Raw genomic sequence first — 13,908 nt, 5'->3', positions numbered from 1 at the left:
TTTAAAAAAGCAATTGCTGCGCCACTTCTTCTTCTGATAACTGATCAACTTCCCTTAAAATCTGTGATATGGCATCATTTTCAGCTTGTTCAATCTGTTGAGCGATCGCTTTTTGGGCGAGTTCGGCAATGGTCGGATTTTCAAACAAATAACGTAGAGAAAAATCTAGAGAAAAGGCTTCTCTTAACCGAGAAATAACTTGAGTAGCCAGTAAAGAATGACCCCCCAACTCGAAAAAATTATCGTGAATTCCCACCTGTTTTAATTTGAGAACTTCAGCCCAAATTGTGGCTAATTCTTGTTCGGTAGGCGTGCGGGGAGCAACAAAATCAACCTCTAGATTTCTTTGGTCAGCATCTGGAGCAGGCAAAACACGGCGATTGATTTTACCATTAGGCGTTAGGATAAATGCTTCTAGAAATACGAAAGCGGCGGGAATCATGTAGTCAGGCAGCTTTGTCTTGAGGAAGTTTCGCAGACTGCTAGGAGTTAGTGGATTATCTTTAGCAATGAGATAGGCAACTAAATACTTGTTCCCAGGCTCATCTTCCCGCACAATAACTACAACTTGCTTTATGTCAGAGTGTTGATTTAAAACTGCCTCAACTTCTCCTAATTCAATGCGGAAACCGCGAATTTTCACTTGTGTATCAATTCGCCCTAGAAATTCCAGGTTCCCATCAGAAAGGCGGCGGACTAAATCTCCAGTTTTGTAAAGTGTATCGCCCTCAAAAAAAGGATTAGGAAGAAATTTTTCACTGGTTAATGTTGGTTGATTTAAGTAACCTCTAGCAACACTCGCCCCACCCACATAAAGTTCACCAGGAACACCAATCGGAACTCTGTGTAAATCTTTATCTAGTAGATAAACTTTTCTGTCACCGATGGGTTTTCCAATGGGAATTGAATGGATATTGTGATCAATTTGTTGAGGAATTGGATAACAACAGGTAAAAACTGTACATTCTGAAGGGCCATAAGCATGAATTAATTGCGTTCCAGGCAATAGTTCTAAGGCGCGACGAACATGATCTACAGAAACGGACTCTCCCCCAAATAACAGTTGTTTTACCCCTAACAATCCTTGTGGCATGGTGTCAATCATGAGATTAAATAGGGCTGTAGTCAAAAACAGGATGTTAACCCCTTGTTCTTGGATGATGCGACTTAAGTCTCCAGGTGTGGGAATTTTGCCTGGGTAAAGCACACAACGCCCACCGTAAAGCAAGGGTGGCCAAAGTTCTAGGGTTAGTGCATCCCAAGAAATCGATGAATGTTGTAGCCAAATCTGCTCTGCATCAAGGTGAATATAATCAACCCCAAACATAAAACCAATAATGCTACGATGAGGAACTTCTGTTCCCTTTGGTGTTCCCGTCGTGCCAGAGGTATAAATGATATAAGCTAAGTTTTCTGGATTAACTTCACTGAGTAAATTGTCTTCTTTATATTGGGCAATTATTTCCCAATCTGAATCAAGATTTACCACGGTTTGATTATTGAGTGGGAGTCTATCTTGGAAATGATTTTGTGTTAGTAAGATCGATGTTTGTACATCTTCCACCATGAACGCCAGTCTTTCTGAAGGATAAGCTGGATCTAGCGGAACATAAGCCCCGCCCGCTTTAAGAATAGCGAGTATTCCTATTACCATTAAAAGCGATGCCTCCGGCAACGTCTCCGACGAACGCTCTACACAAATTCCCACCCGGACTTCGGGTTTAACTCCCAGCGCTTGTAAATAATGAGCTAATTGATTGGCGCGGTTATTCAACTCACGATAAGTTAGGTGTTGTTTTTTATATACAACTGCTACTGCATCAGGGGTTTTTTCTACCTGTTCTTCAAATAAACTATGAATACATTTGTAATAAATAGAATCTATATTTTGATTATTTTCTTGTAAAATTAATTCTTCTTCTTCGGCTGTAGTTAGCAGGGATAATTGGGAAATGTTTTGTTGTAGATTGGTTGCCATTCCTGTTAGCAATGTTTGGAAATGTCCAATCATGCGGACAATTGTCTCTTGCTCAAAACGACTGGCATCATAGACAATCCTGCCAGACAATTGTGATTTAGGATTAAGTACAACCGTTAGCGGATAATTCGTGCGTTCAAAACAACGAAGATGACTAATTTCTAAAGTTTTTTTGGTTTTCTGTTCAGCAGAATCTAGCGGATAATTCTCAAACACTAAAAGGCTCTCAAACAAGGGCATTCCTGGGGGAACATTACTCAAACGCTGAATTTCCGCCAGGGAATAATAACTATACTGTTCCTGTTCAAATGCTTGCGTTTGTAATTGCTTAAGCCAGGATAATAATTCCGTGTTTGCTGTAATTTGTACCCGAATGGGGAGAGTGTTGATTAGTAACCCCACCATCGAATCTACTCCCACAAGCGTTGCTGGACGACCAGATACAGTTGCACCAAAAACCACATCGCTTTCTCCACTGTAGCGAGAAAGTAGCAGTGCCCATGCTCCTTGCACCAAATTATTCAAAGTTAAATGGTGTTGTCGCGCCGCATATTGCAGTTTGTCAGTTATTGTTTGAGATAATTGAAAAGTTTGCTCATTATATATTTCTTGTTCTTGTTCCCTGTTGCCTATTAAAGGGGTAGGAAGCCCGAAACCGTGGAGGGTTTGTTGCCAGAATTTCTCTGCTTGAGTAATATCCTGTTGCTGTAACCAATTAATATATTCTCGATAGGGGCAAGAGGGTATCAGGCGTAAATGTTCGCCTCGTTGATGTGCTTCATAAAAAGCTAAAACTTCTTTGAGGATAATCTGCATCGACCAGCCATCAAAGAGGATATGATGATGACTCCAAATAAATTGATAAGTCTGCTCCTCTAGCTGGATGACGGTGAAGCGCATTAGAGGAGCAAAATCTAGTTCAAATTTTTTTTGGCGATCGCCTGACAAAAAATCCCCTATATACTGTTGTTGTTCATCGGCTGTTAAATGCCGCCAGTCCAGTTTTTCCCACGGGAGATCCACTTGCTTGCTCACCATTTGCAAGGGCTTTTCTATCTCTTCCCAATAAAAGGAACTGCGTAAAACTGGGTGTCGCGACACAACCTGCTGCCAAGCTTGGACAAACACAGGAAAATTTAATTCTCCTTGGAGGATGCAAAGCAACTGCTCAAAATAAACTTCCGATTCTGGCGCATAAAGGGTATGAAACAGCATCCCCTGCTGCATGGGCGAAAGTTCATAAAGGTCTTCGATATTGTTCATCAAACTACTTCTTCTTGTCTTTGTTGATTTTGGTAATGAATTTGTCAAGCTGTTTTTGATTGAGTTTGGCAGCCGAAAAGTCAGAAGGTGTATAATCTTGAGACTCTTTTGATTGACAGTGGGCAATAAGCGATCGCAATGCCTCCATAAACCCAAAGGCTAAACCCTGAATGGTGTCTCGTTGATGAACTTTCTCGCTATAAGCCCAAGTCATTTCCAGCCTTCCTGCACGAATAAATCCGCTTACTCCTAACAGGTGGCTGCGCTGATTAAGTAAACTCTGTTCAGCTTTGAATTCTTGAGCCAAACCCAACGCAGCAGATGCCCTAAGCACCTGATCGAACTGACCAAGGTAGTTAAAACTTACTTCCGCTTGAGGGAAACTTTGTAGCTTTTTGCGTGTACTGTCATCCTGCTGCAAATATCGCAATACACCATAGCCAATGCCTCGGTTGGGGATGCGCCGCAGTTGTTCTTTAACTAACTTTAAAACCTCTCCTAGATGCTCAACTTCTTCTAGCTGCAAATGAACGGGGAATAAGGTAGTAAACCAGCCTACAGTTCGTGACAAATCCACATCTTCAAACAAGTCTTCTCGTCCATGTCCCTCTAAATCAACAAGCAAAGAACGTTCTCCCGTCCATTGGGCAAAGCTTTGCACTAGGGCAGTCAACAGCACATCATTAATTTGAGTGTTGTAGGCAGAGGGTACATCCTGCAAGAGGGCGCGGGTATGTTCTGCATTTAAAGAAAGTGACACAGAAGCGGCTGAAGCTATGGTGTTATTTTCTTTACCTGAAGGCTTGTCTACTGGCAACGAGGTAACTTTTAAAATAGACTCATTTAGCCAGTAATTCAACTCATCTGATATCGCCTTTGATTGCGCGTATTCTCTCAGGCGATCGCTCCAATATTGAAAGGAGGTTGTCTTAGGTGGTAATTTAATAGCTTGGCCACGGCTGATTTGCTGATAACCAGTAGCTAAATCTTCGAGCAAAATCCGCCACGAAATGGCATCTACTGCTAAGTGATGGATGATGAACAGTAACCGACCAAATTGATTATTGCCTAATTGAAACAGTGCAACTCGTGCGATCGCCCCAGTAGATAAATTCAAACTAGCTTGGAGTTCAGCATCCGCCGCTTTCATTGCTGTTTGTTGTTTTTCTGGCGACAGGTGCGACAAATTAATGACGCTAAATAATTCGTAATTCGTAATTCGTAATTCGTAATTAATCTGCTGCCAGTTTTCTCCTTGTTGAACAAATTGCGATCGCAGAGCATCATGATGCACTAATAATTGTTGCACGACTTGCTGTAATAGCTCTGGTTGCAAATCTGCCGGCACTTCCAGCAAGGCTGACTGGTTAAAGTAATCAGGTTTGGGCAATTTCTGCTCGAAAAACCACTGTTGGATGGGTATCAGCGCCACTGAGCCAGTTACTAACCCTTGTTCGGCTATAACTTGACGAATAATTCCTGCCACGGCAGCTAACTCAGCAATGGTTTGGTACTGAAATAGCTGTTTAGGGGCAATTTGAATACCCGCCTGATTTGCACGGGAAATTACCTGAATGCTGAGGATGGAGTCGCCGCCCAATTCAAAGAAGTTATCATGAATGCCGACTTGTTTTAATCTTAATATTTCCGACCAGATCGCCGCTAATCTCTCTTCTGTAGGGGTCTGGGGTGCAGCAAAATTATCTTCTGCACTTTGAGAGAAATCGGGGGCTGGTAGGGTGCGGTAATCTACCTTCTGATTCGGAGTCATCGGCAGCATTTTCAACAGTGCGATCGCTGAAGGTACCATATAATTAGGCAACTTCTGCTTTAGGAAATGTCGCAGTTCATTGGCGTTTGGTTGTGGCTGGTGCGGAACAACATAAGCCACAAGCCGCTTTTGTCCGGCAATGTCTTCACGAGCCATGACGACAGCTTGAAACACCTGTGGGTGTTGTCTCAGAACCGTTTCGATTTCTCCCAACTCAATGCGGAAGCCCCGAATCTTCACCTGCTCGTCAACCCGACCGAGGTATTCCAGCTTGCCATCTGCACGAAATCGTGCTATGTCCCCTGTTTTATAAAGGCGATCAAATTTTAGAGTTTGGATAAATTTCTGATCTGTGAGTTCAGAACGTAGCCAATACCCTCTGGCTAATCCGGCTCCGCCAATGTGCAGTTCTCCGGGAACTCCTATAGGCACTGGTTGCAGATATTGATCCAGAATATAAACTTGAGCATTGCTGATCGGTCGTCCAATTGCAACAGAGGTAGCTGCTGGGGTTAAGCGATCTAAGGTGGTTATAATCGTTGCTTCTGTTGGCCCGTAACTATTAAGTAATTCAGGTGGATTGGGCAAATGAGCAATACTATTGTGCCAGTGCTTCACTTTTGACAGTTGCGCTTCTTCTCCCCCTATAATCACTATTCTGAGACTTTCGGGAATTCGGGTGTCTTCAGAGGTAAGTTCCGCTACTAACTGATGCCAGTACGCTGTGGGAAGATCCAACACAGTTAACTGCCATTCTCGGCAATACCGCCAAAATTCGTTGCTGGAGTGCAACATCTGTTCGGTTCGCAGTACTAATGTTGCACCGACTGAAAGACAAGGTAATATCTCTTCAATCGATGCATCAAAACAGATAGACGCAAATTGTAGAATGCGATCGCTTGCACTAATTCCATATTCATGGGTGGCGCTCATGACAAAATTCGTCAATGACTGATGTTCAATCATCACTCCTTTGGGTTTGCCTGTGGAACCAGAGGTATAAATAATGTAGGCGAGGTTATAGGGCTGAACTTCGGTAGTCGGGTTAGCTCTGCTGTGTTGAGCAATTTGTAACCAATCTCTATCTAAACAGATCGTTTTTCCAGCATAATCTGGTAGTTTTGACTGGAATCTTTCTTGAGTCAGCAGAATGCTCAGTTGCGTATCTGCAAGAATGTCGGCCAGTCGCTCTTTTGGATAAGCAGGGTCAAGGGGAATGTATGCACCCCCCGCTTTGAGAATGCCGAGTAAGCCGACAATCATCTCTAGAGAACGGTCAACGCAGATACCAACCAGGGTTTCTGGTTTGACTCCCAAACTTTGCAAATAATGTGCTATTTGATTGGCGCGATCGCTCAATTCGCGGTAAGTTAGCTGTTGACCTTCTTGCTGAATAGCTACAGCATCGGGAGTTAACTTTACTTGAGCCGCAAATAACTTATGGATACACTCTTTAGCCGGATACTCTTTGTGAGTCTGATTCCACTCTACCAATAATTGCTGCTGAGTCTGCGTTAACAGTGGTAATTCAAAAACTCGCTGCTCTGGGTTAGTAACAATCCCTTCTAGTAAAGTTTGATACTGCTCTAGCATTCGTTGGATTGTGGCAGCATCAAAGAGGTCGCTGTTGTATTCTAAAACTAGCGTGATTCCCTTCGCTCCCGTTTTAGAACCGTTCTGCACACGTTGCTCAGAACGCGGTATAACCAGGAGATCCAGATCAAACTTTGCTGATTTATTGCTGATGGGTTCATGCAAGCTGATGTCCAAGCCTGGGAGACTCAAGTCTGGCATGGGGGAATCGTGGAAGCTGAACATTACTTGAAACAGAGGATTGTGACTCAAATTCCGTATTGGCTTGAGAACCTCCACCACCTTATCAAAGGGTAAGTCTTCGTTGCTATATGCTTCCAGAGTCACTTGACGCACTCGACCGAGTAATTCCCGAAACGTGGGATTGCCAGACAAATCGGTGCGTAAAACCAGGTTATTGACGATCATGCCAATTAACTTTTCTACCTCCTGCATCCGCCGATTGGCAACAGCAGCCCCGACGCTTAGGTCGTCCTGTCCAGTGTATCGGTGCAATATTACCAGAATTGCTCCCAGCATCGTCATAAATAAGGTGACACCTTCTCGACGGCTGAGAAGTCTGAGAGATTCACACAAGTCGATGGGAAGTTCCACCCTAATTTGATCGCCATTATAAGTTTGCTCTGTCGGTCGCGGGCGATCGTAGGGTAATTCTAACAACGGCGAACTACCTGATAACTTTTGCTGCCAATAGGTTAATTGGGCTTGAGCTTCTGCGGTGTTCACCCATTCACGCTGCCAATGGGCAAAGTCTGCAAACTGCAACCTTGGTTCAGTTAGTGGGGAGGGTTTACCCGCACAGAAGGCTGGATAAAGTTCCAGCAACTCACCCAAAAACACATTGAATGACCAACCATCATGAGCCATGTGATGCTCAATGTGAATCAATTGATGTTCTTGTTCACTCAACTTTAATAAAACCCACCTCACCAGGGGTAGCTGATTCATATCGAAGGGCTGCTGCACTTCTGCCTCACATAGCTTTTGAGCCTCGGCTTCTTGTTCAGATTCCGGGAATGCCTGGAGGTCAATTACTTTAAAACTGATTGGTTGGTGCGGGTTAATGACCTGAAATAACTTACCATTTACCGCCGGATAAGTCGTGCGGAAGATTTCATGACGCTGCACAATCTCATCAAGACACTGTTCTAAGACTGTGACATCAAGCCGACCTCGAAATTGCATCTTTGCCTGGAATTGATAAGCACTATTTTCCGGCGCTAATTGCTGGATGAAGTACACTCGCTCTTGAGCAAAGGAAACTGGCAATAGTCCTTCATGGGGAATTCTTTTTATGGCCAGACGTTGCCCCTGTCGTTCTTGATTACCTTGGGTGAGCAGTTGAGCTAAACTTGCGATCGTGGGGTTTTCAAAGATTTGCCCAAAGGATAACTCGACTGGGAAAACTTCGCGCACGCGAGAAAGCATCTGAGTTGCAATTAGCGAATGTCCACCCAGATAGAAAAAATTATCATTGATTCCAATCAGATCAAGCCCTAGTAATTCAGTCCAAATCGCAGCTAACTTTTTCTCAATTGGGTTACGAGGTGCAACAAAGCTTTCTTCAAGATCGGGGCGGGTGCGATCGCAGGCTGGAAGATTCCGCCGATCAACTTTACCATTGGGAGTAAGGGGCAAGGAGTCGAGAATCACAAAAACTGCTGGCATCATGTAGTGGGGCAGTTTTTCTTGAAGAAAGCGTTTTATAGTAGTGACGCTCAGATCAACTTTTTGCTTAGGAACAAGATATGCAACAAGACGCTGATCGCCAGGGATGTCTTCACGAGCGATAACCACAGCCTGCTGTACATCCGCATGTTGACTCAAAAGCGCCTCAATTTCTCCTAGTTCAATGCGAAAGCCGCGAATCTTCACCTGATTATCGATTCGCCCAATAAACTCAATATTGCCATCTGGTAAGAACCGGGCTAAATCACCAGTCTTGTAAAACTTCGTCCCGCTAGCAAAGGGATTAGGTATAAATTTTTCAATAGTTAACTCTGGGCGGTTCAGATAGCCTCTGGCCAATCCGTCGCCACCAATATACAATTCACCAGGAGTACCAATCGGAACTGGTTGAAGTTTGGAGTTCAGTATGTAGATTTGTGTATTGGAGATTGGGCGACCAATCGGCACATTTGTTGCCCCTTCGGGAATATCTTGCACTAGATACCAACAAGCAAATGTTGTACTCTCAGTTGGCCCATAAGCATTCAGTAATCGCTGTGGTGCCCCATTCTTAAGAACTGCTTTAACAGATTTGGGATCAAGAGTATCGCCTCCAATTAGTAAGTGACGCAAGTCTTTAAATGCTTCAGGGACAATGCTCGCTAACTGATTAAATAAGGCTGTAGTCAAAAATAATACGCTAATCCCTTGTTCACAGATGTATGCTGCAAACTTCTGCGGCGAAAGCACAACATCTTGAGGAATTATCACCAGCCTAGCCCCGTGCAGGAAAGAACCCCAGATTTCAAATGTAGCTGCGTCAAATGAAGTATTTGAGGCTTGAGCAACGCAATCGCTATAAACAAACTTCACGTAGTTGGTGTTGCATACTAGCCGATTCACAGCCCGATGTGGTACCGCTACTCCCTTTGGTGTTCCTGTAGAACCAGAGGTGTAGATAACGTAAGCCAGGTTATCAGCCGTGACGTTGCTAGTAGCATTCTCTTGGCTGTGTTGGTTAATCGATTCCCAGCCAGTATCCAGACAAACCACTTTCGCCCCGCTACCAGTAAACCCTTCAACGAACTTTTGCTGTGTCAACAACACCTGCACTTGTGAATCTGAGAGCATGAAGTTTAAACGCTCTTTGGGATACATTGGATCTAGCGGCACATAAGCTCCACCCGCCTTGAGAATGCCCAGAAATCCTACTACCATTTCCCAGGAGCGCTCAACGCAAATGCCTACCAGTACCTCTGTCTCTACACCAAGCGAACGCAGATAATGTGCTAGTTGATTGGCTCGGTGGTTCAACTCTTGGTAAGTTAGTTGTTCTTCCTTAAAGACAACAGCGATACTGTCTGGATTTTTTTCTACTTGTGCTTCAAATAACTGATGTATACATAGATGCTTGGGATAATCGACCGTTGTATCATTCCATTCCACCAATATTTTATGTTGCTCCTGCTCAGTTAAAGCCAAAAAATTATCAACAGACTGAGTAGAGCTAATTAAAATTTCTTCCATAGTAAATTTAGTACAAAGATTGAAAATTTCAGTTAAAGTTATAAGTCTTGATATAGCCTTGAGCAGGCTCTATAGTTATTCTTTTGACAAAGCTTTAAACCGATTTTTCGGCTAGTGCTAGCTAGCTAACAGACCTCTTGCACGAATATCGGTAAATAATAGACCTTTGAGGGTTTAATTCGGTGATATCATGTCTGCTTAAATAGTTGTCATTGCGATCGCAGCGATAGGGGAGTGAAGCAATCTTAAACCCTCGCGATCGCTTAACTGATCTGAAAATAGAATGAGGATGGATATCTCAAAGCAAAATACAGTCAGCTCTTCATAATCCCCAATCCCCAATCTAAAATCTAAAATCTAAAATCTAAAATCGTATTAGTGCCATTCGATTTGAAATTTCACTGAACGTAAGAGGATGTTTGAAAAGTCCTCTTATCGGTAGCAAAACGTTGCTATATCCCCCTAAATCCCCCGATAGATTGGGGGACTTTGAGAGCTTTCTGCCCCCTTTTTTAAGGGGGGTTGGGGGGATAAAAAGTCTATGGGGCAACTCTAGAAGACTTGTGTATACACCGTAGCTTTTTAAAGCTTGTTCGGGTGGATCAATAAGTGCCTAAAATCACAACCAGCAACTTTTCAAACAACCTCTAACAGTGAAATTATTCCTCGACAATTTCAATTATTCTTGTGGGCTGAACCTCATCAGTCTCAATAATGACTTCTGGGTTAAGTTCATTTTTCAGTTTGAGTTTTAGCTCCTCTGAGATGGGTAAATCTTTAATTTCTTTCAGGAGAAATCTCACAGATTCGGTTTTGCTACGTTCTTTATAGACGGCTTTGAGAACAGCTTCAATTCCATATCCTGCGACAGTATCCCCTACAACCGTTATTAGACCAAGTATTGCTATACCTCCAACGATACCAAAGGGACCTCCCAAGGCTGTGAGAGCAGCTGCAACGGCGGCGGAACTACCGCCTGATGCGACTGTTAGAATCACGAGAATTACGCCAGGAAGACCTAAACCAGCAAGCTTTTTAACGATTTCGTCCATTGTAATTACCTAAAATCCTTGTTTTCTTGGTTAAGACATTACTAAGGGTACGAGAATGGAGTCTTTGTAAATAAAGAAACCTATCTCAAAACCTAGATTAAGCTAAAGAAGAGTCATTCGCGCTCAGATTGGGTTAATATTTTTTGAGTTTTATCTCTAATTTACCCCAATCTAAGTAGTTCAGTCTTTAATCAAAGCGATCGCTAATTTTCCCATTTACAGTAGAGATAGCCACTGTTCTTGGTGAGGCTAATACTAGCTCCATTCTATTCTCATTAACAAAGCTCAGATTTAGGTTAATAAAACACCACACAACTCATCGATTTCTTTGCTTTTTTCTTGAATCAGTGTATTAGCTAAAGTTTGTAACTGCCGCAGATTTTCTGGCTTGGCATTATCGATTGCTTCGAGTTCGCTTTTTAAGAATGTTTGAAATCGATAATAAGAAGCTTGATTGTCTTTATTTTTGGACTCAAACAACCGTTCTAATTCTCCAGCTACTACTTCACTTCCACCATCAAGCACAATATTTAACAGGGGTTTTGCCCATTGCAATAGTCCCCATTTTTTAACTTCGTCATAAGGGTAGATACTCGTCAATGAACCGGCACCCAAAGATACTACCAAAACATCCTCTGTATTCAGGAATTGTTGGTTTTCTTGTCTACTAATTTGCGCTTCTAAAATAGCCAAATTAGCTGGATTATTAGCGACTACTCCGCCATCGACTAAAGTATAGAAGCCGTTACTATTATGGGAACTCCCAACGCGATAGGGAGCAAAATAAGTCGGAGTTGCACTAGTTGCTAATGCTGCATCTGTGAGTGTAAAACCTGAACATAACTTGCGAAATCTTTTCGATTCTGTCTGTTGTTTTTCCAGTTTGTTAGTAAAGAATATCGGAATTCGCTGCTCTATATCGTAGCTAGTTACGAAAACTTCTTTGAGATTATTTTCTAGAGGTGCGTCACCAAAATATTGCCTGATAATTTCCTCTCTGCCTTCAGAAGAATATTTTGGCTGTCCGAATATATCCTCTAACTGACCGAGTACTTGTTCCCAGAAAGGCTCGTAAAATATCTCAGCCCCATACTCCAGATATATTTGCAAAAGATCCTCAGCACTATATTGGGCGACGGGCGAACTATCAATTGCTTCTAAATCTAATCGGGGTTTAGTTAATCCGAGTGCCAGAATTCCTCCACTGGAAGTACCAGAAATTAAATCGAACAAACTAAAAATCTGCTTTTGTGTCCGCTTTTCAATTTCTGCTAATATTAGTGCTGGGATAATGCCCCGAATACCGCCGCCATCAATAGCGAGTATTTTATATTTGGCATTTGCTTGTGTATTCATAGTTTTTTGCGATCGCTCCTGAGTTAATGTTTGTTGTTGGATATTGGCTGGAACTTGAATTTCCCTAGTTTGGGCTGTTTCGGATTTCTCCCCCTTTGTCTGAGGAATTTGAATATTCTCAGATTTTTCGCTCTGTCTTTTTATCCCTTTTTTTCCCTTTAGATTCCCATCTGTCCCTTGGATCGGGATGTCAGTTTCTACAATTGGGGGAACCTCAACTGACACTTGCTGCAACTCGGTTGCACTAACAGCAATTACTTCGATAGAGAGAACTTCTGCAACCAACTGGCTCTCTTTCTCCAGCACCACAGTTTCCGCAGGGTTTCCCTCCTCGGAATCTTGTATCTCACTCTCGTTTGATAATTGTGTAGTTCCAAATGGAAGTTCTGCTAAATTCCAATTAGGACTGCCACGTAAGTTTCCATCATGGCCATTTCCAGTCTGGTCTTTTATAGTTGTTCCTTGTCCTTCGTTTAATGTCCAGTAAGCTACTAATCCTTGTTCATTCCCAACTAAAGGCTGATAGCGATGTCTCTGGATTTCTACTGGGGGACAGGGGTAATTCCAAACGCTAATGTTAGCTAATTGACCTGTAAAATATATGTTGTTGTGTAAAGTCGCGCCCAAGGTCACAGGACTAGTTGCTTTGTTTAAAGAGTCACCTGTAAAATGGCCAAAATACTCATGCTCATCAAGATATATGCTCAGTTGACCTTTACTAAAAACAATGGCAAAGAAGTGCCATTGTCCGAGAGTTAATTCTCCATTACCAAAAGTTTTAATTCTCTTCTCAACAGTTTCATCAATGAATACATCTAGGTTCCCTGATTCATTGATGCCAAACTCAAAATTATCACTATATCGATCTGAAGAATGGGCAAAAAAAACATTGTGCGTCCCGTAGGTAGTGACTTTATCTGTTAGCTGATGAGGATTTACCCATCCTGAAATCGTAAAGGCTGAACTTCCCTGAGCGAAAACACCACCAAAATCATTTTTGCCAAAATCTATGTAATCATTTTGACCATCAAATGTCAGAACTGATTGGCTATATACCTGGTTTGTCACGAGATTTTAATCTCCAAATGAGATAATTTGTAATTAATAAACGCACTAAATATATTAAGTTATTTTTAAATACTAGGAACTATAGCTTGTTGGTAAATATGTTGGACGACCTTCAAATAATCTCAGCTTTATCAAGAAAATGCAATAGCAGATAAGACAATACAAGGGGACAGTTAAGACAGTTAAGACAGTTAAGCAAAATAATTAAAATATTTAAAACAGTTAATAAAGAATAATTACCAACTGTAACTTTTTTGCATCTAGATATCTGTATAATTGGCGATCGCGCTTCCGATGAATCGGCATAAAACAAAGTTACCCTGTGGTGTGGTACTCTTCGCTACTGCGTAAAAGGCAAGTGGCAATGTCTACGATGATGTTCGTGTCGCATCTAATAACACTAATCCCATTTTCTTCAATAAAACAGTGTTACCATCAGGGCAACTATGTTGAATTAAGCACTTGGCACAGCCAATATCGCATTTGCAATCTCATGCGTAGACTTTGCCAGCCACAGGTATTGCTTTAGCAGTACCAGCAAGTTTTGGCAGATGTTTAAATACAACAACGTTATGCAACTATAGTATTACTCAACAGTACTTACTATATAAATTGGTATAATAAAACTCTTA

The 13,908-nt window shown here is 42.2% G+C and carries 4 protein-coding genes; all 4 read right to left on the bottom strand.

What is annotated here, in order from left to right:
• Position 1 precedes the first annotated feature (1 nt).
• The 4 genes from F8S12_RS00370 to F8S12_RS00355 all read right to left on the bottom strand — a co-directional run bounded on the left by F8S12_RS00370 (position 2) and on the right by F8S12_RS00355 (position 13,276).
• On the bottom strand, positions 2-3,241 hold the full coding sequence (locus F8S12_RS00370; RefSeq protein WP_196514253.1) for a non-ribosomal peptide synthetase: 3,240 nt from the start codon (positions 3,239-3,241) through the stop codon (positions 2-4).
• A 4-nt stretch (positions 3,242-3,245) separates the two neighbouring features.
• Positions 3,246-9,800: a non-ribosomal peptide synthetase gene (locus tag F8S12_RS00365; RefSeq protein ID WP_196514252.1), complete on the bottom strand. Its 6,555-nt coding sequence runs from the start codon at positions 9,798-9,800 to the stop codon at positions 3,246-3,248.
• Between the two features lie 659 nt (positions 9,801-10,459).
• A complete protein-coding gene (locus F8S12_RS00360) occupies positions 10,460-10,852 on the bottom strand; it encodes a hypothetical protein (RefSeq protein WP_196514251.1) in 393 nt (130 codons plus the stop codon).
• A gap of 291 nt (positions 10,853-11,143) precedes the next feature.
• A complete protein-coding gene (locus F8S12_RS00355; RefSeq protein WP_196514250.1) occupies positions 11,144-13,276 on the bottom strand; it encodes a patatin-like phospholipase family protein in 2,133 nt (710 codons plus the stop codon).
• Positions 13,277-13,908: the final 632 nt, after the last annotated feature.

The organism is Nostoc sp. WHI (assembly GCF_015714725.1).
Lineage (GTDB): Bacteria > Cyanobacteriota > Cyanobacteriia > Cyanobacteriales > Nostocaceae > Nostoc.
Note: the sequence above shows the minus strand (reverse complement) of the source record. Positions and strands in the feature narration are given on the sequence as shown.

Bases quoted from the DNA above. Each gene is read 5' to 3' on its own strand.
- F8S12_RS00370 (WP_196514253.1), bottom strand. From the start codon at position 3,241: ATGAACAATATCGAAGACCTTTATGAACTTTCGCCCATGCAGCAGGGG.
- F8S12_RS00365 (WP_196514252.1), bottom strand. From the start codon at position 9,800: ATGGAAGAAATTTTAATTAGCTCTACTCAGTCTGTTGATAATTTTTTG.
- F8S12_RS00360 (WP_196514251.1), bottom strand. From the start codon at position 10,852: ATGGACGAAATCGTTAAAAAGCTTGCTGGTTTAGGTCTTCCTGGCGTA.